Source organism: Rhizobium sp. BK289 (genome assembly GCF_014193575.1).
GTDB lineage: Bacteria > Pseudomonadota > Alphaproteobacteria > Rhizobiales > Rhizobiaceae > Rhizobium > Rhizobium tropici_C.
In genome coordinates, this window is record NZ_JACHZO010000025.1 from 14,847 (window position 1) to 36,986 (window position 22,140).

Below are 22,140 nucleotides of genomic sequence, written 5' to 3' on the forward strand. Positions count from 1 at the left end.
CTTACGAGAGATGATTGACGATCAATTCCGTCTCGGATCAGGCCGGGGTCAGCGAGCCATGGCCCTTCGGCGTCTTCATGGAGGTGCAGGTGCCTGTGGGAACGAGCTTGAAGGACATCTTGTCGTAGCTCATGGTCGACTTGCCGGCGCAATCATGCTTGCCGGCGGCGCAATCGTTCTGACCCTTGAGAGCGACGCCGTAGCATTTTTCCTTGGAGTCGGCCGCCGATGCCGGGACAGCGATGGATGCAAGTGCCGAGGCGATCGAGCCGGCGATGGCCAGGGTGATGATGCTGTTCTTCATGGATCTGTCTCCTTGATGGATGCGAGCCGCCATTGGCTTGCATCAAGGTCTACGGAGCGTCCCGGCCGGATGTTACAGCCATATCGGACTTTTTTCGAGATGACGTCCATCATGCTGCGCCGGCTATCTGCCCTGGCCGGACTTATATGCGCCCCACGGCGGGTCAGCCTGATGTCGCGTATCGGCAAAAGACGCGGGAGTTCAACGATTCCTGATCGAGACGAAAGGGCTTGAAAAATAAGTGCCGTTGCCGGTAACGAAATCCTGCGGTTCCGCGTATAGGAGATGTCGGATGAATCATTCGGCGCGCGAAGAGGAATGGGCAGTCTGGATGCGCGCCGCCATCAACGGCGATGCGCAGGCCTACCACCGTTTCCTGTCCTCGGTGACGCCGCATCTGCGCGCCATGGCAAAAAGGCGCTGCGATCAATTCGGTGCGCCGGTAAGCGAGGCTGAGGATGTGGTTCAGGAAGTGTTGCTCGCTATCCATCTGAAGCGCGGTACATGGGATTCATCACGCCCGATCGGGCCTTGGCTGTCGACGATCGTGCGCAACAAGCTGATCGACAGCCTGAGAAGGCGTGGGCGACATATGAGCGTACCGATCGACGATGTCATCGATTTCCTGGAGGCGGAAGAGCATGCCGACGCCTTGGATCGGTTCGATGTCGATCGTATGCTGGAGCAATTGAAGGATCCGCAGAAAACCATCGTGCGCGCGATTTCCGTCGAGGGAACCAGCGTGCGGGAAACGGCGGACCGGCTGAAGATGACGGAAGGGGCGGTGCGCGTCGCGCTGCATCGCGCGCTGAAGGCGCTTGCGGCCCTCTATCGGAGTGAGACCAGTGAAAACCGATGACCTCATCAATCTTCTGGCGCAGGACGCGCCGGTCCGCACGCGGATCGGCAAGGCCCTGACCACGGCGGTCGTCGCGGGCATTCTGATCAGCGGCGGCATTTTCTTTGCGATGATCGGATTTCGAGCCGACATAGACAGCGCGATGCAGACCGTCCGCTTCCTGTTCAAATTCGTGGTGACCATCGCGCTTGCGGTGACGGCTTGCGCCGTTGTCTTTCGTATCGGCCGGCCGGGCGTGCCGCTGCGCATCTGGGGCTGGGCGCTGCTGGCGGCACCGCTCCTGCTGCTTGCGGCCGCTGCCGTTGAAATGGCCGTCATGCCGGCCGACAGCTGGAGTGCACGTATGATCGGGCACAATGCCCGCTTCTGCCTGACGCTCATCCCGCTGCTGTCGATCGGACCGCTTGTCTGCTTCCTGTTCGCCCTGCGCCATGGAGCGCCGGAAAAGCCGGGAGCCGCTGGCGCTGTCGCCGGGCTGGCCGCCAGCGGCATCGCCGCGACCTTTTATGCCTCCAACTGCACGGATGACAGCCCGCTTTTCGTGCTGCTCTGGTACCCGATCGCAATCGCCATGGTGACCGCTGTCGGATATGTCCTCGGTAGGCGCCTGCTGCGTTGGTGAGGCAATGAAGGCGTGGCGTCGACACCGGCGAAATCGCTCTTCGGGCGTCCTCTCAGGCAATTGGGACCATATGGCTTGCAAAATCCGCTGGCCGCCGGCGGATTCGTGACCTATCATGAGGATCCGGCCCCACTTTCAAAAAATCGCATTTTCCGTGCGTTAAAGTGTTTGCATCCGCGGCAAATTCGATTATAGAGGCCCTGCTTTCCCCGCAGGGGCATCCAACGCCCGGCGGCTGTTGGGAAATAGTTCAATGGTAGAACAGCGGACTCTGACTCCGTTAATCTTGGTTCGAATCCAGGTTTCCCAGCCAATCTCTTTTTTTCACATTTTTCAGACACTTAGTCGATCCACGATTGTCAAAGAAGATGGCGATGGCTCTCGGCGGCAGGTCGCTGCCAGACACGATCCAGATGGAGCACTGGGCGTCGCTGGTGCCGACCAACAAGGCCGCGACGCGTATGCTCGCCGGAGAGTTGATGCGCATAGCGGACGCGATCGGGCCGGAAGCCGACGCATTGTTGGAAGTGATGTCCGAGCACGGCACCTACCATCCGATCCTGAAGACCGTCCGGAAAATCATCGACACCAGATGCGCCCTGGTGCGAAGGGCGCTGGAGCAACCGAGTCCGTAGGCGCCGTAACTGCCTCGTAGGAGGGGCGGCCTACTGCTCGACGTCCGTATTGTTCAGCGGATCCTGGGCAGCGTCCTCATCAGCCTCGGACTCCCTAAGCGCTTTCATGAGGGCCCCATGGCGCTCATATTCTCTAGTCACGAGGTCACCAGCGTCCAGCGGCGTGTAGCCAGGCTTGGCCCGGCGAATGAGCTTCTCCCTATTGTCTTTCATCGTCTTCACCTCGCAATTGACGGGTCAGAGGCAGTGTCCTTCTGTCTGCTCGCCGTTTCCACCCTACCATATTCCTCGACACAGTCAGCGACCCCGGACCGGGGAACGGCAGCGATCCTAGGGATCGACCGGCGGACGCGTGGGAAACGCAACGACACCTCCGTGCCGGCCCGGCCATTGCCTCCTACCCTCTGAGGTTGGACATGCAATTGGATTTGAGATGTCCAACGCACTTGGACATTGTCCGTCCAACGAAAGGAGACGGACATGCGAAAAAGTTGGGCCGAATACAAGCGAGAGGCACGGAAGCGGGAACGAGATAGGCAATCGGCGCAGGAGCGAATGCTGAATACCTCGGTGTTTAAGAAGGTGTTTTCAGATTTTTGCCGGGAGGACAAGCGCAGCGGGTTCGGAAGCCACTTCCTTAGGCCACCTCACCTATTTACGCGCAGAACTTCCCAACGGACAGAAGCGCCTGGCCGGACGATACGCTCTTTACCCTGACATTGACCTCGGCAGGTTCAAGACCTGGGCGGTCATCGATTGGCTTGCCGTTGGCATATCCGTGAAGAGGGCGACCCAGTTCCAATGGCTCCAGTCAGACATAGCCGGAATTCTTGGTCGAACTCCATTCGTCAAGAACCGGCTCGGCAAGCCTAAAGGCATTTGGGCTTCCATTCTTCGCGCGATTCTGCGCTGCTAATCGCCTCTATCTTTTTCATTTGTCCTTTTAGCCGGCACGAGAGCCTTCTTAATTGGAGGCACACGTGACGCTGACCGCGACAGCCTTTCAAGCCAACTTTAGCTGATGACGGAGATCACCCCATCAGGAGGGCTGCTGCCCGTATAGCCTTGCCAGACTCTCTGCGTTGCGAGCGACCTTTCCAAAACAGGTTTACCGACCCCGATTATGTAGAGGTCGCGACAACTGAATCTTGACAATTACACACCCAAGGTTGCGCTGAAGCCTGACACGAAACCCGCAATCGTTGCGGAAATCCCCCAAACATTGACGCTACCTTTCCCTTATCTTGACGGAAAAGCAAGAAATCTGCGTTTTTTCCTCTCGATGTAAAGGTTGGAGAACACGTTTAGGTTGCAGGAAAGGCTGCCGGCCTGATCTCATTGACGCCCAGCAGAACAGCGGCTTCGAAAGCAAGGTCTTTTGGCAGGCCCGGCTTCATATCGGTAGCAGGGATCATATGATTGCCAGCGTCGAAAACATATCCAGAGTAGTTTGCGTCGCATGTCTCTCGATGCGCTAAAGCCGATATCGACAGCTGAATACCCACCCCTGCCAAGCGCCCGGCCAATTCGCGGCTGGATTGTCGAAAGCTGATGGATCGCTTCGATATTGCGCTTCCTCTCTGGCAGGAGGGCGTCGATGACGTCCTGGCGAGATTGCGGGCTGCGGGCAATTGAAAATCGTAATTTTGCCGATAATTTCCGGCCATGTCCTCCCGCCGGTGAGACAGAGGCAGTGACGTAGCGATCGGTTTTCGTTACAGGAAAGAAATGCGCGTCCTACATTTTTTCAAAACATATTGGCCTGACACATTCGGCGGCGTTGAGCGGACGATCCATGCGATTGTCAACGGCACTGCTAAGTATGGCGTGGAGTCCAATGTCCTCTCGCTCAGCAAAACGCCGTTGGAAAACAGTGTCGAATTCGATGGTCATATGGCGTACAAGGCCAAGCTAAATTTCGAATTCGCATCCACCGGTTTCTCACGCGAGGCATTTGGACGTTTTCGGGAGTTGAGCCAAAAGGCCGACATAATCCACTATCACTTTCCGTGGCCGCTAATGGACATCGTCCATCTTGTCACCCATGCCAGCAAGCCAACCGTCTTAACTTACCATTCCGACATCGTTAAGCAAAAGCTCCTGTTGAAGGTCTACGAGCCTATCATGCATCGCTTTCTCACGAGTGTTGATAGAATTGTGGCCACTTCCCCTAATTATTTAGCGACGAGCGAGGTACTGCAGCGTTACAAAGATAAAACGACTATCATCCCGCTTGGTCTGGATGAAGCGGATTATCCCAAAGCAAGCGAGCACGATAAAGCACGTTGGCGCGCGCGCTTCCCTAAACCCTTCTTCCTCTTTGTTGGTGTATTGCGCTACTATAAAGGCATCCATATTCTTCTTGAGGCCGCGAGACGAACAAATGCAAACATTGTCATTGTCGGCCAAGGCCCAATGGAAGTTTCGTTGAAGAGCTTCGCGAAACAGCATGATCTGCAGAATGTATTTTTTCTGGGAGCGCTGCCAGATACGGACAAGACCGCGCTTCTCGAATTGTGTAGCGGGGTTGTATTCCCCTCTAATCTTCGTTCAGAGGCATTTGGCCTTTCGCTTGTCGAAGCTGCGATGTTCGCTAAACCGATGATCTCCTGCGAAATAGGAACGGGCACGAGCTTCGTCAATCAAGATGGTAAAACTGGCTACGTCGTACAACCAGACGATCCATCGGCTCTCGCAAAAACAATGGAACGTCTTGTAGACGATACCGAAGCGGTTGCGTCTTTGGGTACGGCCTCTCGCTTGAGATATAAGGAATTCTTCACGGCAGAACAAATGAGCGATAAATACGCTACTGTCTACAAACGATTACTAACAGACATCCGAAAACAGCTTTAATTTTCTGTAATTTTCCCGTCACTTCCCGAATGTTCGAGAAAACTGAATTCCTTTTCTCTTTGTGAAATGCACATTCGTCAATCATGTGCGGACCGAAAAGATCTATGCGCCCCAAATGGTAGGGAAGCCTGACACTACAATTATCGTATCCATACGAGGAGAGCCGCTTTTTAGAAGTAAGACCGTATGTCCTCCTGTGATGAGGATCGGCTCGATTTATCCGAGCAACCCCCGGAAGACCAGTGTAGGGCGAGCCACCTCAGCCAAGAAGAAGGACGTATCCGTCCGAGCGAGACCGCCTGTGAATATTGGATAAAACTGTTCAGACCCTGTCCTTATTCCCAGGCATAAGGACAGTTGGACAGATTGAGATTTTTGAAGGCGACAGCGGGTCTCGGGTGAGCCGTATTGAGGTGATCAACACCGGACGGCGGCGTCGCTTTACGGAAGATGAGAAGCTGCGGATTGTCGCAGAAAGCTTTGCGGGGAGAGGCCAGGCATTGGCCACGGCCCGTCAGTACGGCATCAGCCGCTCGCTGCTAAACCGTTGGCGCAAGTCGGTTCGCCAGGGTTTGGAGTGTCAGAAACAAAGCGATGGTTTTGTGCCGGCGTTCGTCATGCCGGAAGCTTTTGTGCCGGTGAAGCAGGTCACTCCCCCTGCTGCGATGGAGCATCCGGTAGCGCCTCCTTCCGGCCGCATGGAGATTGTCGCGCGAACGGTCGTCGTGTGGTCGTGGACGGCAGCGTCGACGTTGAGGCGCTGCTGCGGATCATGCGGGGTCTGGAGACGTTGCGGTGATCACGCTGCCGATTCCGATGAAGCCGCCCCTTTGTTCGGAGATGATTGCGCCCGTTGATTCCGGGATGATCTCGCCCCCTGTTTAGTGGGGTCTGCAGGCGATGATTGTTGTCATTTCATTCAGGCGAAGTGTCAAGCTTTACGCGGCAGGTTTCGTCGTAGGCTTTCTCCGCTGAGTTCGATGCGGTGGGCATTGTGGACGAGACGATCCAGGATGGCATCAGCGTAAGTCGGGTCTCCTATGACGCCGTGCCAAGCGGATACGGGGAGTTGGCTGGTAATGATCGTGGAGCGACGGCCGTAGCGGTCCTCGAGGATTTCGAGAAGGTCGTGTCGCGCCTGTTCGTTGAGCGGCACGAGACCCCAGTCGTCCAGGATCAGGACTTGAACATGGCCCAGCGTGCGTTGTAGCCGGGCATACCTTCCATCGCCGCGAGCGAGCGCAAGCTGGGCGAACAGTCTTGGGACACGTTGATAAAGAACGGATCGGTCGTCACGGCAAGCCTTGTGGCCGAGAGCGCAAGCCAACCAACTCTTTCCGACACCCGAGGGTCCGCAGATGGCCAGATTGTCATGAGCGCTGATCCAGTCGCCGCCAAGCAGTTTCATGAAGAGTGCGCGATCAAGGCCGCGCTCGCTGCGGTAATCGACGTCTTCCGGGGTCGCCTGGTGACGCAGCTTGGCGAACCTGAGGCGTGCGGCAAGCTTGCGATCGTAGCGGGAACTCCATTCCCGTTCGAGCAGCAGTCCGAGCCACTCGGCGTGCGAGAGATGTTCAGCTTCGCCGTTGGTGACGAGCTCCCCAAAGGCCTTTGCCATGCCGGCCAGGCCCATGGAATTGAGTTTGTCGAGTGTTGGATGAGCAAGCATTTTTCGTTCTCCTTAGTGGTAATAGCGAGGTCCACGGATGTTCTCGTGATGGATTGGCTCATGCGAGGCTGGTCCATTGGTGGAGGCAGCTCGATCGAGATGATTGTCGAGAATGGAGCGTACTGAACCGTAGGTCCGGGCCCCAATCTCCAGCGCACGGCCGCAAGCAGCGTTCACTCTGTCGCGGCCAAAGCTTTTGTTCAGGCGGATAATCCCCATGCAGGCTCGAAAGCCCTGCTCCGGGTGCGGCCTGTCGGCGAGGATCTTCTCGCACAGCAATGCAACCTCCGGCCCGATGGAAGAGGCCTCGCGTTGAATGCGTTCGATCGTCCAGTCGGCAAAGCGGCGGTGGGCTGAGGGCATGTGATCGGGGATCGTGGTGTGCTTGCCGTTACCGCTGGAGCGGCGATGAGCGGCTATTCGCTCGCCTTTGTGGAAGATCTCGATCGTATTGGCGGTGATGCGCGCTTCGACCTGCTCGCGAGCGAAGCGATAGGGGACGGAGTAATAGTGCCGCTCGATCTCGACGTGGTAATCCAACCCAGCACGCCGGATACGCCATTCCGCAAAGACGTAGCGTTCCACAGGCAATGGCCTTAAAGCAGGCCGGTCGAACTCTTCGAACAATTGGCGGCGCGTAGCGCCAACCCGGCGAAGAACACGCCTGTCGTTAAGATCATGCAGCAAATCGGCGATCGCCGAATTGACCTCGGCCAGACTGTAGAAGGTGCGATGGCGAAGGCGGCCCAGCAGCCACCGCTCGACGATACGAACCGCAGCCTCCACTTTCGCCTTGTCTCGAGGGCGTCTCGGCCGCGTCGGCAGAACGCGCTGCCATAGTGGGCGGCCATCGCACAATACGTCCGGTTGACTTGGGGATCGAAGTGGCACGCCTTGATGATCGCCACCTTGGCATTGTCGGGCACCAGCAACGCCGGCGCACCGCCGAAGAACTCCAGCGCCTGGATATGGCATTCAATTCAGTCGGGAAGCGTCTCGCTCCAGCGCGCATGTGCATAGGAGAGGCTCGATGCGCCCATAACCGCCACGAACAGGTGGGCCTGTCGTGTCTTGCCGGACAATCGGTCGACTACGACGGTAACGGTGTCGCCGGCATAATCGACGAACAGCTTGTCGCCGGCCGCATGATCCTGCCGCATCGTCACCGGCAGCTTCAACGCCCAGCCGCGATACAGGTCGCAGTACCGACTATAGCGATATCCATCCGGATGAAGACCGATGTATTCGTCCCATAGGATCTGAAGCGTCATATGCTTGCGCTTCAGCTCGCGATGGACCTGCGCCCAATCTGGCTCCGGAGCGCGGCGGTGTCCTATCTTCGTCCCAGCCCCTTTATAAAGTGCCGCCTCCAGGACCGTATCGCTGACGTCATCACCCAAAGGCCACGATAGCCCAGCAACCGCCGCACGCCGCAGCGTCTCGCGCACCGTCGAGGGCGCAGTTCCAACCCGCACCGCAATCGACTTGTGCCCAAGTCCTTGCTCAAAGCGATATCTCAATATCTCGCGGACACGCCGCATCTCCACTCTCTCCGCAGGCATCCCGTTCCTTCCTCGTCAACGTCCAAGGAAGAAACTTCACACCGGCAGACCACCCTTGCCAGATGCCCGCCAAAGGGGGGCGGCATCATCTCGGAACAAGGGGGCGACTATTTCTCGGAATTGGGGGGCGACATCATTTCGGAATCAGGGGGCGGATTACCTCGGAATTTGCAATCACGCTTCCTTCCGGTCAAAATGTGCGGGTGTGGATATCAACGGGCCATACCGACATGCGGTGTGGGTTTCCATCGCTTGCGTTGCGGGTGCAGGAGGTGCTGAAACTGAACCCTCTGGACGGCAATCTTTTTGTATTCCGCGGTCGCAGCGGATCGCTGATAAAGTGATCTGGAGTGACGGCCAGGGGAGCTGCCTTTTTACAAAAAGGTTGGACCGCGGCCGGTTCGTCTGGCCGTCTGCGGAAGGCGGCGCGATAGTGATATCACCCGCACAGCTCAGTTATCTTCTGTCCGGGATCGACTGGAGGCATCCTCAGGAAACCTGGCGGCCGACGAAGGTTGGTTAGCATTATTCAATTGAAAATACAGGAGAAATCTGATCGAATGGCTTCATGATCTTAAAGCCTGTCGATCTTCCTGCGGATGTTGTAGGCGCTTACCTGGCGCTGCTTGGCGAGCATGAAGCCTTGCAGGCTAAACACGCTATCGCAGTAGCGGAAGCGGCCAATGCGCAGGCGATGCTCACTGACAACGAGGCGCTGATCGTTGCTCTGGAATTGAAGATCGAGAAGCTCAGGCGCGAGTTGCGAGGCCAGCGCTCTGAGCGCACGGCGCGCCTGCTTGACCAGTTGGAACTGCAGCTCGAGGAACTCGTGACGGCGGCGACGGAGGATGAGGTCGCGGCACAAGCAGCAAGCGCCAGAACCTCGAGCGTACGTTCGTTCACGCGCAAACGGCCGTTGCGCAAGCCATGGCCGGACGATATCGAGCGTGAACGTATTGTCATCGAGCCGCCGACAACTTGCGCCTGCTGTGGTGGTTCGCGCCTGTCGAAGCTGGGCGAGGACGTCACCGAGACGCTGGAGGAGATACCGCGCCGGTTCAAGGTGATCGAGACGGTGCGGGAAAAGTTCACGTGCCGTGACTGTGAGGCGATCAGCCAGACGCCGGCACCGTTCCATGCCACGCCGCGCGGCTTCATCGGTCCTCATCTGCTGGCGACGATCCTGTTCGACAAGTTCGGCATGCACAGCCCGCTCAACCGGCAGAGTGCCCGGTTCAAACGCGAGGGGATCGATCTTTCGACCTCGACGCTGGCCGACCAGGTCGGGTACGCAACAGCGGCTCTTATGCCTGTCTTCGATCTGATCGAGGCGCATGTTTTTGCGGCTGAGCGTCTTCACGGTGATGACACCACCATTCCCATTCAGGCCAGAGACAAATGCACGACCGGACGCATATGGGCTTACGTATGCGATGACCGGCCATTCGGGGGAATAGCGCCGCCAGCTGCAATCTATTATGCGTCAAGTGACCGGCGCGGCGAACATCCGCAGAAACACCTGGCCGGATACGGCGGCATTCTGCAGAGCGACTGCTACAATGGCTTCGATCTCTCAGCCGGCAGGCGCATGCTTGCATGCGCCGAGAGGCCGATCGCTGTTGCCGCAACGAAAGAGATCCCTATCACCTTCGCCTTTTGCCACGCGCATGCGCGGCGGAAATTCTTTGAGCTGGCCGATATCCAGAAAAGTGCGCGGGATCGCAAACGCAAGGGCAAGCCGATCTCGCCGATCGCATTGGAAGCCGTCAAGCGCTATGACGAGTTGTTCGAGATCGAGCGCCAGATCAACGGTTTGAGCGCCGAAGAACGACTGGCTGTGCGGCAACAGAAGAGCAAGCCGCTGTTCGATGACATGCACGAGTGGTTGACGAAGGAACGCGCCACACTCAGCAGATCGTCCGAGGTCATCGAGCCGATCGACTACATGCTCAAGCGCTGGGAGGGCTTTGCCCTCTTCCTCGAAGACGGGAGAGTTTGTCTAACGAACAACGCAGCCGAGAGGGCGCTGAGAAGTGTCGCATTGGGAAGACGGAACTGGACCTTCGCCGGTTCCCAGCGTGGGGCAGATCGTGCCGCTGTCATGCTGACCGTCATCACCACCTGCCGCCTCAACGATGTCGACCCAAAGGCGTGGCTTGCCGATGTCCTGGCTCGCATCGCCGACCATCCTGTCACGCGCCTGCACGAACTGCTGCCCTGGCAGTGGAAACGTGCATCGCCGGCAACCGTCATGCTGGCGGCCTGACGATGGTGGCTTCCGTCGTCCGCCTGAAGGTCACCCTCGATCATGTCGAGCCGATAGTGATGCGGCGCGTTGTCGTGCCGTTCACCATCAGGCTCAGTCGGCTGCACGAGGTATTGCAGGCGGCGATGGGCTGGACCAACAGCCACCTTTACGAATTCCGCATGCGTGACGTCGGCTTTGGCTTGCCCGACGAGGAATGGGGGGATGGTCCGATCGATGCCCGCAGGGTCTCGCTGCTGTCGGCAGTCCAGGACACCGGTGCGAAATCGTTCAAATACCTATACGATTTTGGCGACGGCTGGGAACACAGCATCAAGATCGAGCGCACCTTTCCTGCAGTCGGCACGGAAGGACCGATGCTCCTCGAAGCAACGGGCCACTGCCCGCCTGAAGACGTCGGTGGTCCATGGGGTTATCAGGAGTTCCGCGAGGCGCTTGCAGACCCGGCGCACGAGCGACATGCCGAAATCCTCGAATGGTGGGGCGGCAGCGATTATGATCCCACCGCCGCCAACTTCTCGCAGCTCAACAAAGCCGTCGATGACCTGGCTGCAAAATGGGCCCGAAAAGCGCGCCGCAAAACCTGAACGCCGGGCTGTGAGCGAAGGCCGAAAGTGGATTTTACCGTGCAAACAACCGGCGGAACAGTTCTTCCGAACGCCGTAGACCTTCGTCCGTCAGAACCAGCGACTTCGACTTGTTCGCCGGATCACAGATCAGTCCCTTCTCATGCAAGCGGTCCGTCGTCGCCCAGTCAAATCCCTTCCAGGCGCAACGTTCGTTGTGGAGCGTCAGCCATAACAGGGCCAGGACCGCGTCATCGATTTTGTCCTCGTCGATCTCCATTCTGCCATGATATCACGCGCGAGACTTCAAGTCCCGCGGCCCACCTCGGATGGATACAGAAGGACATACGGTCTTACTTTTAGAATTCTAGCGAAGCGTTTCAGACTGTGCTTATTCCATGCATAAGGACAGTTGGACAGATGGAGATTTTTGGAGGGCACAGTGGGTCTCGGGTGCCCCGTCTTGAGGTAATCCATACCGGTCGGCGGCGTCGGTTTGCGGAGGATGAAAAGCTGAGGATTGTCGCAGAAAGCTTCGCAGAGAGAGGCAGGCGTCGACCATAGCCCGGCAATACGGCATTAGCCGCTCTCTTTTGAACCGTTGGCGCAAATCTGTTCGACAGGGTCTGCATGGCAAGAAAAACAAACCAATGGTTTTGTGTCGGCGTTCGTCATGCCGGAAACTTTTGTGCCGGTGAAGCAAGTCACCCCACCGGCTGAAATGGAGCATCGGGTGGCGTCTCATTCCGGCCGCACGGAGATTCCGCTTGGGAGCTGATCCGGCTCAGCTCCCAAGTAGGGTTCGAGTCAGGCCTTAAGATTGCATCACTGTCAGTTGCGGAACAGCAGTTACAAACTGACCTCCCCAATCTTTGATATGCTTTTGCTGCTGCTTGACTTCAGGAGCGATATTCCAAGGCAAAATCACAACAAAATCGGGCTTTAGCTCTGACAACGCCGATGGCTTCATGATCGGTATATGGCTACCAGGCATAAATTTCTCTTGTTTGGAGGGTGCTGCATCACAGACAAAGGCAACGAGATCGCATTTCACGCCTCCGTAATTCAACAGAGTATTGCCTTTTGCCGCGGCGCCATAGGCTGCTACGGTTTTGCCTGCACGTTTTTGTTCGATAAGGAAAGCAACAAAATCGTCTTTGACCTTATCTGCCTTGGATTGAAAGCTCTTGTAAATCGCGAGATCCCCAAGTCCTGCGGAAGCCTCCCTTTCAAGAATTTTTTCAACGCTTTCACCGGTGGGACGCGCATCGTTTTCGTGACAACCATATATCCGTAGGCTTCCGCCATGAGTCTGTAGTTCTTCCACTTCCCATATACGGAGCTCTGCCGCCTTAAAAATCCGCTGAACAGCCATGAGGGACAAGTATGAAAAATGTTCATGATAGACGGTATCGAATTGATTTTGCTCGATGAGGCGCATCAAATGCGGAAACTCGAGTGTTATTGTTCCGTTCTTCTTTAGGGCGGTTTTCAAGCCACGTGTGAAGTCGTTGATGTCGGGAACATGGGCGTAGACATTGTTGCCGCAAATGAGATCCGCGGTTTGGCCTTTGTCGACGAGCGAGCAAGCTGTATCCACACCGAAGAATTCGCGCAAAACGGGAACGCCAAGCTTTTCCGCAGCATCTGCAGTGCTTTGCGTCGGTTCAATACCAAGACATGGAATACCCATCTCTACGAAGTTCTTCAGAAGATAGCCGTCATTCGAAGCGACCTCGATAACGAAGCTCTCTTTCGACAAACCAAGACGCTCAGTAATCATGGTGGCATAACGTGCTGAATGATCCAGCCAGCTTTTCGACGTAGATGAGAAATAGGCATAGTCGCTGGAGAAAAGATCGCCGGCGTCGGCATAATCTTCTGTCTGTACCAACCAGCATTCATCGCAGACGAATAGTTTTAAGGGATAGGTTGTTTCCGGTGCCCGCAATTTCGCTGCAGTCAGATATGCATTGGATGGTGGCGCAAACCCAAGGTCCAGAAAGACGTGCTGGAGTTCAGTTGCGCAGTGACGACATTTCATACGGCTCACCCTAATTAATCTCAAAGAATTCGATCTACCAGTACAGTAGTTTCGAGCCAGCTATGCCCATGCCAGATTTCGCTGTTTTGCCGTGATTTGGTAGGCATTGAGCTGTTCTTCACTGGTAGCTATGCCGTCTTCCAGCCAGGTACGATACCATCGTGCGGTAACATTCACTGCCTCATCGAACGCCCAAACAGGCCGCCATTTTAGCAACTGCCGGGATTTACTGCTGTCAAGTTGCAATAATTGCGCTTCGTGTGGATGCGTGTCCTGGCTCAGCCGCCAGTTGACGTTCGGCCAGTCCCGCGCAAAGGCCGTCAAGAGCGCTTCAACGGAACGATTGCCTTCTCGGTCAGGTCCGAAATTCCAGGCATCGGCAGCCGAGCCATTTCGTTCGATAAGCGCCTGACCCAGCGTGAGGTAACCTGATAGGCAATCCAGAACATGTTGCCATGGCCGTGTTGATCGCGGAGACCTGATCTCAAGCGCCTGCTGTCCACTGACGGCACGCACAAGATCCGGTATTAGTCGGTCTTCTGACCAGTCTCCTCCGCCAATTACATTGCCTGCCCGTGCAGTTGCGAGCAATGCGCCTTTCGGCGTGTTGAAGAACGAACGCCTGAAACTTGCGGCAACAATCTCGGTTCCTGCTTTCGATGAACTATAAGGGTCATGACCGCCAAGAGGATCGATCTCGCGGTAACCCCAAGTCCATTCCTTGTTTTCATAGCATTTGTCCGTGGTAACGACCACTATTGCAGAGAGATCGGTGAGCGACCGACATGCATCCAGCAAATTGGCAGTTCCCATGACATTCGTAGCGAATGTTTCCACCGGCTGAATGTAGGATCTGCGTACAAGAGGCTGAGCGGCGAGGTGAAATACGATCTCCGGATTTGCTCGCGTCACAGCTAGGCGAAGGGCCGTCTCGTCGCGAATATCGATGAAGTGCGATTCGTGATCGAGGTTCAGCAGAGCCCAATGATTAGGCTCGCCCTCTGGAGCCAATGCAATTCCTGTTACGTGCGCTCCAAGATTCCGCAGCCAAAGCGCGAGCCAGCTTCCTTTGAAGCCGGTATGCCCGGTTACGAGGACTTTACGTCCGCGATAGCTATTGTTGAACATGCTCTTCTACCAAGTCTTCCAGGGTGCCTGCCCAGACGCCCATAGTTCTTCGAGATGCCTCTTGTCCCGCAAGGTATCCATTGGTTGCCAAAATCCGTGATGGAACCAAGCATTGAGTTGCTCCTGCTTGGCCAGGGTCTCCAAAGGTTCGCGTTCCCAGATGCTTGCATCGCCCTCGATATAGTCGATCACCTTCGGAGAAAGAACAAAGAACCCACCATTAATCCATCCGCCATCGCCCTGTGGCTTTTCTTGAAAATGTTGAATCTTGTGACCATCGAAAGCGAGGGAGCCGAAACGTCCAGGGGGCTGCATCGCCGTAAGTGTTGCAAGACGCCCCTGTTCCTTGTGGAAAGCTATGAGGGCAGTTATGTCGATGTCACCCACGCCATCGCCGTAGGTGAGGCAAAAATCTTCATCACCCAGGTATTCACGCACCCGCTTAAGTCTTCCACCCGTCATGGTTGCTTCGCCAGTGTCAACCAAACTGACGCGCCAAGGCTCCGCTGAGTTTTGCAAGACCTCCATCTTGTTGCTCCGCATGTCAAATGTGACGTCAGACATGTGAAGAAAGTAATTGGCGAAATACTCTTTGATCACATAGCCCTTATAGCCGCAGCACACGATAAAATCATTGATGCCGTGCTGGGAGTAAATCTTCATGATGTGCCAAAGGATTGGTCGATTTCCGACCTCGACCATGGGCTTTGGGCGAGAACTCGTTTCTTCGCTGATCCGTGTTCCTAAACCGCCGGCCAAAATTACCGCTTTCATAGGCGCTCCTCAAACGGCTGTACGACTGTGGCGTATAAGCAAGCCAGAGGGCTATAAACAAGTCAAACTGGACATTCAACAAAAACAGTCGTGCGTATGGCAGGTGTGGACATCTCGCGTTGAGGGGCCGCAGAAATCGCATTATAGTTTGGCAAGGTCGAAGCGATCTCGACGATCAGGTTTGTCAACCTATCCAGACGCAAGCCGGCATCTTGGCTGCCGGCATAAATCCACAATGACGCGACAGGGAAGGCTGCAGATATTAAATGCCTGTTTCGGCGCGTCACGGCCGCTCGGCTCGGGCGCACCAAGCCACGGATCGCCTCTTGGCCTTCATCCGACCCAGACCGGGGTTGCGCCGACTGTTCGGCCGAAAAGGGGCATTTCCCAAATGACGTCGGTTTCTCGCCTGGGGGAAATTACGCCTCCTGAGAAAAGGCGTCGGGATTATGTCCAGCGGCGAAGCACCCGACAAACATCGAGGATGAGTTTCATTGGGATCTAGATGCGGAAAACGCTCGCCGAAGCGGACCTTCAAGGCTACGAAAGCTTCTCCTTCAGTTTACGCAGCCATGGTGGCAATCGGTCAAACCTTTAGGCCGCTTTTTACTGGCCAGGTAATAGACACTTCCTCGATCTTCAGTCCTATTATTGCCCTCTAGCTCATGGATGTGATAATCGAGGATCTTTCAGCTTTGGACGCGATCACTGCGATCATCGGCACCATAGACCGCCATGGGCCAAATGAGCGATCGCCCGCTTGAGATCAATTTCGCGACACGGCACGTTCCACTGGAATTAGACGATTTCGAAAATGCCGGTGATGCTGGAGCCATAGTCCGTTCGATGTTTGATAGGCCCCAGATGCATTCACGATTACGATCGACGCGCCGACTACGATTGACCCCGTGACGGCTGCACCGGTCACAGCCGTGCCATGGGGTTCGCTTGTCGCTTACGATTTTTTCATATTAGCCGTCTGTAAGAGTGTTGTCTTTATCACCCAAACCAAAAGTCTCTGTCCAATCAAGAAGCTGATAGGGGTTTTATCAATCCGCGGGAAGTTACCTACGGCAATAACGGCTAATGGGTCCTTATTGCGAAATCTCTTAAATGCTCTAAGTAGTCTGATCGAGAAGTTCTTGTGAGTTTGAGTGAGCATCAATGAGCAGACAATCCCCCGCTGTCGCGACAACGGCACCGACCCTCATCGTTGTGCTCGGGATGCATCGCAGCGGAACCAGCGTCCTAACGCGGGCGATGGAAACGATGGGAGCCGAATTTGGCAGCAGCCTGCTGCCTCCAGTCGCTGGAGATAATGAAAAAGGCTACTTTGAAGACGTTGATATCTATCAGATCAACGTTGAAATAATGCAAGCAGCCGGCGCAGATTGGCACACGATGGCACCAATCAACCTCGATGCTATTGATCCCCAGGTTTTGAACGAGCTTCGCGTGAAGGCCTCGGCTACATTGCGTGCGAAGTGCGAAGGCAAAATATTTGCCGTGAAAGATCCGCGTATTTCCAGATTATTGCCGTTCTGGCAGCCGATCTTCGCGGGCCTGCCGTCGCGTGTAGTCTACGCGATTGCGGTGCGTAACCCGATTAGTGTTGCTAGTTCGCTTGCAAAGCGCTCGCCCTTTGCGGAAGAAAAGGCTTACATTTTGTGGCTCGCGCATGTCGTGCCGGCCCTCGATGCGACACTCGGCGCAACGCGCACGATCATCAACTATGATGCGCTTCTGGATGCGCCTCGCGCAGAACTTGCGCGGGTATCATCAGAGCTCGGCTTGCAACTTAATGAAGCTGGCATAGAAGTATTCGAACGCGAGTTTCTAGACGGGCAGCTTCGGCACACGCGATTTGGCGCGCAGGAGGTCAACCTCGTTCGTGGTGCTCCGCGCCAGCTGAAAGTGCTCTTCGCTGCTTTGGAGGCATCGGTCTGTGGTCATCTTTTGTACGACGACCCGCTGCTCATTAGCGCTATTGAGGATGCGCGTGTCTATCTCGACGATATAGCTCCCCTGCTGCGCTACGAATGGCGGCTAAGCGCTACCAGCGATGAACTACGCGCGGCTAATGGGGATCTTGACAGAAAACTTGAATCGAGCGGAGCGGCACTTCGTCAAGTGCATGAGCAGCTTGACTCCGCCGCTGAAAACCATCGCGCAATGCAATCGCAAATCAATACTCTGAACCAAACGAAATCATTACTCGAAAATCGTCTTGCAGACATTCATGCAAAGCATGTTGTCCTCGAAAATCGTCTTGCCGATGTGCATGCAGAGCACGTCGCCCTGCTTAGCGAACTCGCCGAGTCTCGCCAGTCTTTGGCAGACGTATTCGCATCGACATCTTGGCGGCTGACTTCGCCGCTCCGTTCGGTTAAGCGTCTGTTCCGGAGCTAATAAGGCGGTGCAAAGGGCGGCATCCTTGGTGGCTCTGGTTAGAGATGGCAGCCTCGACTCGTTCAACAGTGCCCCTAGTGTTCCGGCCGAAATGGGCGGACCGTGTTCGCATTGCCTGGCGGGATGGCTCGCATTTTTGCGCTTTGTAGGAGATAACTTTCGCTCCCGATATAGACCAATTCTGAACGATTGATTGGCCCAATCTGCGGGATCTTATCTTAGCGCCGTGCTCTGGCGTTTGTAGGGCGAGTGCAAAGGCGTTACAAACCCAACCCCTCCAATACCCGCACTCCCACTCGTTTGACTATTCAAAGGCAATCTGAAAAAAACTGAGCCATTCCGGAGCCTAGAGACGAGATGTCGGATAACAAATTTGCACCCCAAACAAACGCTATCACTGACGACACTACCGAAAGCCGGGTTCTTAATCCCTTGGCGGCTTTGTTAGAACGTTCTATCGATCCTATTTTCCGGACAAATTTGTTGGCATACGAATCAAGTACATGGCATGGCCATGTACCTTTTGCGCACTGGCTCGTCTCCGTATCCAAGCCATCATGCATCGTGGAGCTGGGTACCCATAACGGTGTGTCGTATTCAGCTTTTTGTGAGGGGGTTAAGGAGTCGCACCTCGGCTCTCATACAACTTGTTATGCAGTTGACACGTGGGAAGGCGATGAGCAGGAAGGATTTTATGGAAAGGAGGTTTTTGAAAAAATTAAACTGCTTAATGATGTCAGATACGCCGAGTTTTCAACGCTGCTGAAGATGGAATTTTCGGAGGCCTTAGGTAGATTTGCGGATAACTCGATCGAACTCCTGCACATTGATGGTCGGCCCACATATGAGGAGGTGCGCAACAATTTTGAAAGTTGGCTTCCAAAAATTTCCCGCGAACGTGGTATTGTCCTTTTCCATAATATTGCGGCACGATCTATGGATTTTGGCGTTCGTCAGTTGTGGGTAGAGTTGTCGGACCGTTATCCAAATTTCAGTTTTAACCATTCGGCAGGGCTTGGCGTGTTGTTAATCGGCAGCGATCTGCCTGATTGCATCATTGGCGTGGTGCACCTAAGCGACAGTGATGCGGACCGCTTTAGAACTCGCTTTGAAGTTCTTGGTCAACTGGCGGCAATGTGGGCAAAGTCTGAGAGCCCCAGCGCGGCAAACCACGCGCTAGACGATCTGATGTCCAAAGCTGAGGCGGGGCAGGCTCGCCTACCACATGTTCTCAAGCGTTCGGCGGTAGAAACGAAAGCGCTGATAAGAGATATTAGCCAGCTTAGGGAAAATGATGACGAGCTCCGACGGACATTGGAGCAAGATTTGCAGTCGAGAAATGCACAAAGAACCGAATTACATCAGACGCGGCTCTTACTTCGTCAGCGGGATCAGGTGATAAGTGAGCTCCATGCTTCCGCGTCGTGGAGAATTACAGCGCCATTTCGGCGCGTAGTGCGATCGCTGAAAAATCAAGCGCGGCGAATTCAGCTGTTGTTGGATGCGGCCGCAGGCAATAGCAACTCACGGGACATTCTGAATGATTTCCTGATGCGCCGTATTAGGCTCAAATGGCTTCGGTTTTTACCCGTGATCCTGGATAACGCATTTAGTAGCGCAAAATATGCTGCTTGGATCGAAAAATTCGATACGCTATCGGAAGATGATGAGAGGCAGATCCGTCGACATATTGCGTCGGGTGTTTTGCCTGAGATTTCAGTTTTGGTGATTGCAAAAAAAGCGTGGCCAGAAACAAGGAAATCTATCGATAATCAACTATTTAACCCAAGAAAAGTTGTGTATTGGGATCCTTCGGCACCATTCGAAACATCGACATATAACGGTGAATGTGGTGATGGCGATGCCTGCATAAGAGGCGGAGCAGACGATGTTCTCAAAGCACTGGAGGCCTCGCCTTCGATAACTCTAATAGTTGAAGGAGGGACAGTTCTTTCTGCTCGCTGTTTGTATGAGGTCGCCGCCGCTGCCGCTGCTTCAACAAGTTCTTGCTTGATCTATGCAGACGATGACCGGCGCTCAAGTAGCGGAAAGCGGGAACGACCATTCTTTAAGCCAAATTTCTCACCTGAGTTATTGAGGTGGCTGAACTATATTGGGAGTGCCGCAGCGATCAAAGATGTGAGCCACTTGCGGCAAGTTATCGAGGAAATTGCAGGTGGGGCTAATGTAGAGAACGCGTTGGCGACATATGCAAGCGAGCTGGCTCGCGAAGCAGTTTTGCATATTCCTTCAATCTTATTTCATTTGGCGCATATGGATATGCCAACGGTTCGCAGAGCGCCCGAACTGAATGATCCAGTTCCTCTCCCTTCCGTTAGTATAATTATACCCACACGAGATTCTGTAGACATCCTACGGGCATGTGTAGAAAGCATCCTGTCTTCTACTGATTATCCCCGACACGCAATGGAAATTCTTATTGTGAATAATCAGTCAACGTCATCCGAAACGTTGAGATACTTAAGGAAAATCAAGCGTGAGAATGCTGTTCGAATTGTTCCTTATCCACATGCGTTCAATTTCTCGGAGATTTGCAATGCCGCAGCACACGTATGTAATAATTCGATTATTATATTTCTAAACAACGATACTACAGTCAACGATGCTCTGTGGGTTCGAAAGCTTGTTCGCTATCTGGCGCTCTCAGACGTAGGATCGGTCGGCTCGAAGCTGCTTTATCCAGATGGCAGCGTTCAGCATGGAGGGACAGTCGTCGGGATTCAGGGAGTAGCCGCACATACGCTGGTTGGAAATCAACCCGACGAAGGGGGCTATGCCGGACTCGGGAACGCAACGCGGGAGATGTCGGCCGTTACCGGGGCCTGTCTCGCAATTCGAAAAGAAGTTTTCCTCGAAATTGGGGGGTTCGATCCGGCTCTTGCGGTCACATTTAATGATGTAAAGTTGAATATCGAACTAATTAAGGCTGGCTATCGAGTAATCGGAATTTGCGATCCTCTGTTGATTCATCATGAGTCTAAAACGAGAGGATACGATGATACGCCAGCCAAACAGGCACGAGTCCGGAAGGAGGTAAGCTATACGCTTTTGACCGGACAAAACTTCTTCAAAAATGATCCCTATTACAACCCAAATTTAAGTTTGGTGGTACCGTATAGGCTTGCAAATCCGCCGCGGACAGTATTGCCCTGGCGTCAGCATGCTTTACGCCATGGCGAGCCCATTAGGGTCTTGATACTCAGTATTACTCATCAGATCGGTCACGGCGTTGCGGTTGTTGCCAATCTTCAAGCAGAATATCTTCTAAAATGCGGGTTCGAAGTTTTTATTGGCGGTCCCAGGAATGCCAACGAGTTTGACTATCCAGGATGCCAGAGGATCGTCATTGAGGGTCCTGATGAAGCTGCAAGGATTGCTTTTGAGCTTAGGATTGATTGTGTGATAGTGTACACTTCCCCGTTCTTCTCGACTCTTCGATGGATTGGTGGCTCGATTCGCTCGATTGTTGTGGATTGCGGGGAACCAAATCCGGAGTTCTTCAAAGACGCGGATTTGCGGCGCACGATCGTTTCTGAGAAGAAACTTTGCGCTCCCATGGCAGATAGAGTTATCGGCGTATCGGAGGCAGTGAAGGCCGAATCCGACATGGTTTCAATGGAAGTGGTTCGGCTCGGCAATTCGCACCTTGCCGTCTGGAATGGGCAGTCCGATTTTCGCATTAAGGTTCGGCAAAAGCTCGGTTTAGAAGGAGCTTTTGTGGTGCTAAACGTCTGCCGGTTTCACCACGCGGAGCGAAACCACAAGGGTGTGGATCAATACGAGCTATTTGCGGAAGAGTTTAAGCTCGGATACCCAGATTTGGCATCGAATACTGTATTCCTCCTCTGCGGGAAGGCAGATCCAAAGGACGTGGAGGAGATGACAGGTCGGGGATTTGTAGTTAAGGCCAATGTAACAGATCAGGAAATGGCCGAACTATATATTGCAGCGGATTGTTACGCGAGTTTTTCCCAATGGGAGGGCTACAATTTAGGCATCGGGCAAGCCCAAGCGATGGGATTGCATGTTTTCGCATCTGACATACCTGCTCACTGGGAGTTTAATGGTGTTTCAGTTGGCACGCCAGAATCATTAAGTCACGATCTAGCTCGGTTTATAAAAGTGCAGACCCATGATGAGGGGGGAAGTGGTCGCACGCCAATTATCGAGGGATGGGATCGTCCGCTGCAGCGTTTTGAAGCCATAATTAGAGAAACTGTCTTCTCCTAAGAGTCTGGTGAGATTGGCGAACAAGTCCCGTAGACCGGGTTAATCTCAACCATGGCGTGTTTTGTGCTCATCTCGAAAGGGGGACACAGGGAGCCGGTGGGCGGTGGTTGGCCTGTTGCTTTCGGCGGCATTGCAGCATCATAGAGAGCTGGCCCAATGAGCACTATCGTTGTGCGGGGCGTCAGTAGCGGCATG

The 22,140-nt window shown here is 54.6% G+C and carries 16 protein-coding genes, 1 tRNA gene and 2 pseudogenes; 11 read left to right on the forward strand and 8 right to left on the reverse strand.

Annotated elements, in window-relative coordinates:
* Positions 1-37 precede the first annotated feature (37 nt).
* A complete protein-coding gene (locus tag FHT84_RS29850) occupies positions 38-304 on the reverse strand; it encodes a DUF2282 domain-containing protein (RefSeq protein WP_112341693.1) in 267 nt (88 codons plus the stop codon).
* Positions 305-596: 292 nt separating this feature from the next.
* Between FHT84_RS29850 and FHT84_RS29855 the strand changes: the two genes are divergently transcribed.
* From FHT84_RS29855 to FHT84_RS29870, 4 genes are all read left to right on the forward strand, one after another.
* Positions 597-1,163, forward strand: a complete 567-nt coding sequence (locus FHT84_RS29855) for a sigma-70 family RNA polymerase sigma factor (RefSeq protein WP_183765676.1) — start codon at positions 597-599, stop codon at positions 1,161-1,163.
* The gene (locus FHT84_RS29860; protein ID WP_183765673.1) at positions 1,150-1,785 is read left to right on the forward strand and encodes an NrsF family protein; all 636 of its coding nucleotides are present in this window, start codon (positions 1,150-1,152) and stop codon (positions 1,783-1,785) included. The genes FHT84_RS29855 and FHT84_RS29860 overlap by 14 nt, the downstream gene beginning before the upstream one ends.
* Before the next feature lie 239 nt (positions 1,786-2,024).
* Positions 2,025-2,098: transfer RNA gene (locus FHT84_RS29865), tRNA-Gln, on the forward strand.
* Between the two features lie 61 nt (positions 2,099-2,159).
* Positions 2,160-2,420, forward strand: coding sequence for a hypothetical protein (locus tag FHT84_RS29870; RefSeq protein ID WP_183765658.1), 261 nt, complete (start codon positions 2,160-2,162; stop codon positions 2,418-2,420).
* Positions 2,421-2,450: 30 nt separating this feature from the next.
* Here the strand turns inward: FHT84_RS29870 and FHT84_RS29875 are convergent, their stop codons facing one another.
* A complete protein-coding gene (locus FHT84_RS29875; protein ID WP_183765656.1) occupies positions 2,451-2,633 on the reverse strand; it encodes a hypothetical protein in 183 nt (60 codons plus the stop codon).
* A 1,338-nt stretch (positions 2,634-3,971) separates the two neighbouring features.
* Between FHT84_RS29875 and FHT84_RS29880 the strand changes: the two genes are divergently transcribed.
* The 3 genes and pseudogenes from FHT84_RS29880 (at position 3,972) to FHT84_RS29890 (ending at position 6,075) form a co-directional block, all read left to right on the forward strand.
* Complete coding sequence (locus tag FHT84_RS29880; RefSeq protein WP_246698670.1) at positions 3,972-4,055, forward strand: hypothetical protein; 84 nt, start codon at positions 3,972-3,974, stop codon at positions 4,053-4,055.
* Positions 4,056-4,148: 93 nt separating this feature from the next.
* Positions 4,149-5,276: a glycosyltransferase family 4 protein gene (locus tag FHT84_RS29885; RefSeq protein ID WP_183765653.1), complete on the forward strand. Its 1,128-nt coding sequence runs from the start codon at positions 4,149-4,151 to the stop codon at positions 5,274-5,276.
* A 365-nt stretch (positions 5,277-5,641) separates the two neighbouring features.
* Positions 5,642-6,075 (forward strand): annotated as a pseudogene (locus FHT84_RS29890) (transposase).
* A gap of 132 nt (positions 6,076-6,207) precedes the next feature.
* Here FHT84_RS29890 and istB read toward each other — a convergent pair.
* Both istB and istA read right to left on the reverse strand, forming a co-directional pair.
* The gene (gene istB, locus FHT84_RS29895; RefSeq protein ID WP_183765650.1) at positions 6,208-6,945 is read right to left on the reverse strand and encodes an IS21-like element helper ATPase IstB; all 738 of its coding nucleotides are present in this window, start codon (positions 6,943-6,945) and stop codon (positions 6,208-6,210) included.
* 12 nt (positions 6,946-6,957) lie between these two features.
* A pseudogene (gene istA / locus FHT84_RS29900) lies at positions 6,958-8,486 on the reverse strand (IS21 family transposase).
* Between the two features lie 589 nt (positions 8,487-9,075).
* Here istA and FHT84_RS29910 point away from each other — a divergent pair.
* A complete protein-coding gene (locus FHT84_RS29910) occupies positions 9,076-10,773 on the forward strand; it encodes an IS66 family transposase (RefSeq protein WP_183765647.1) in 1,698 nt (565 codons plus the stop codon).
* Between the two features lie 2 nt (positions 10,774-10,775).
* Positions 10,776-11,360, forward strand: coding sequence for a plasmid pRiA4b ORF-3 family protein (locus FHT84_RS29915; RefSeq protein WP_183765644.1), 585 nt, complete (start codon positions 10,776-10,778; stop codon positions 11,358-11,360).
* Between the two features lie 34 nt (positions 11,361-11,394).
* Here the strand turns inward: FHT84_RS29915 and FHT84_RS29920 are convergent, their stop codons facing one another.
* From FHT84_RS29920 to rfbF, 4 genes are all read right to left on the reverse strand, one after another.
* A complete protein-coding gene (locus tag FHT84_RS29920) occupies positions 11,395-11,619 on the reverse strand; it encodes a DUF6429 family protein (protein WP_183765641.1) in 225 nt (74 codons plus the stop codon).
* Positions 11,620-12,153: 534 nt separating this feature from the next.
* Positions 12,154-13,383 (reverse strand): class I SAM-dependent methyltransferase, encoded by a 1,230-nt coding sequence (locus FHT84_RS29930; protein ID WP_183765701.1) that lies wholly within the window; start codon positions 13,381-13,383, stop codon positions 12,154-12,156.
* A gap of 60 nt (positions 13,384-13,443) precedes the next feature.
* Positions 13,444-14,511 carry a CDP-glucose 4,6-dehydratase gene (gene rfbG, locus FHT84_RS29935; RefSeq protein ID WP_183765638.1) on the reverse strand — a complete coding sequence of 356 codons (1,068 nt, stop codon included), beginning with the start codon at positions 14,509-14,511 and terminating at the stop codon, positions 13,444-13,446.
* 6 nt (positions 14,512-14,517) lie between these two features.
* The gene (gene rfbF, locus FHT84_RS29940) at positions 14,518-15,285 is read right to left on the reverse strand and encodes a glucose-1-phosphate cytidylyltransferase (RefSeq protein ID WP_183765634.1); all 768 of its coding nucleotides are present in this window, start codon (positions 15,283-15,285) and stop codon (positions 14,518-14,520) included.
* A gap of 1,164 nt (positions 15,286-16,449) precedes the next feature.
* Here rfbF and FHT84_RS29945 point away from each other — a divergent pair.
* Both FHT84_RS29945 and FHT84_RS29950 read left to right on the forward strand, forming a co-directional pair.
* Positions 16,450-17,694 (forward strand): hypothetical protein, encoded by a 1,245-nt coding sequence (locus FHT84_RS29945; RefSeq protein WP_183765631.1) that lies wholly within the window; start codon positions 16,450-16,452, stop codon positions 17,692-17,694.
* Positions 17,695-18,051: 357 nt separating this feature from the next.
* On the forward strand, positions 18,052-21,945 hold the full coding sequence (locus FHT84_RS29950; RefSeq protein ID WP_183765629.1) for a class I SAM-dependent methyltransferase: 3,894 nt from the start codon (positions 18,052-18,054) through the stop codon (positions 21,943-21,945).
* The last annotated feature ends 195 nt before the right edge of the window (positions 21,946-22,140 follow it).

Coding starts and splice junctions, on each gene's coding strand:
- FHT84_RS29850 (WP_112341693.1), bottom strand. CDS start 304: ATGAAGAACAGCATCATCACCCTGGCCATCGCCGGCTCGATCGCCTCG.
- FHT84_RS29885 (WP_183765653.1), top strand. CDS start 4,149: ATGCGCGTCCTACATTTTTTCAAAACATATTGGCCTGACACATTCGGC.
- FHT84_RS29880 (WP_246698670.1), top strand. CDS start 3,972: ATGGATCGCTTCGATATTGCGCTTCCTCTCTGGCAGGAGGGCGTCGAT.
- rfbG (WP_183765638.1), bottom strand. CDS start 14,511: ATGTTCAACAATAGCTATCGCGGACGTAAAGTCCTCGTAACCGGGCAT.
- FHT84_RS29945 (WP_183765631.1), top strand. CDS start 16,450: ATGAGCAGACAATCCCCCGCTGTCGCGACAACGGCACCGACCCTCATC.
- istB (WP_183765650.1), bottom strand. CDS start 6,945: ATGCTTGCTCATCCAACACTCGACAAACTCAATTCCATGGGCCTGGCC.
- rfbF (WP_183765634.1), bottom strand. CDS start 15,285: ATGAAAGCGGTAATTTTGGCCGGCGGTTTAGGAACACGGATCAGCGAA.
- FHT84_RS29920 (WP_183765641.1), bottom strand. CDS start 11,619: ATGGAGATCGACGAGGACAAAATCGATGACGCGGTCCTGGCCCTGTTA.
- FHT84_RS29950 (WP_183765629.1), top strand. CDS start 18,052: ATGTCGGATAACAAATTTGCACCCCAAACAAACGCTATCACTGACGAC.
- FHT84_RS29910 (WP_183765647.1), top strand. CDS start 9,076: ATGATCTTAAAGCCTGTCGATCTTCCTGCGGATGTTGTAGGCGCTTAC.
- FHT84_RS29930 (WP_183765701.1), bottom strand. CDS start 13,383: ATGAAATGTCGTCACTGCGCAACTGAACTCCAGCACGTCTTTCTGGAC.
- FHT84_RS29915 (WP_183765644.1), top strand. CDS start 10,776: ATGGTGGCTTCCGTCGTCCGCCTGAAGGTCACCCTCGATCATGTCGAG.
- FHT84_RS29875 (WP_183765656.1), bottom strand. CDS start 2,633: ATGAAAGACAATAGGGAGAAGCTCATTCGCCGGGCCAAGCCTGGCTAC.
- FHT84_RS29855 (WP_183765676.1), top strand. CDS start 597: ATGAATCATTCGGCGCGCGAAGAGGAATGGGCAGTCTGGATGCGCGCC.
- FHT84_RS29870 (WP_183765658.1), top strand. CDS start 2,160: ATGGCTCTCGGCGGCAGGTCGCTGCCAGACACGATCCAGATGGAGCAC.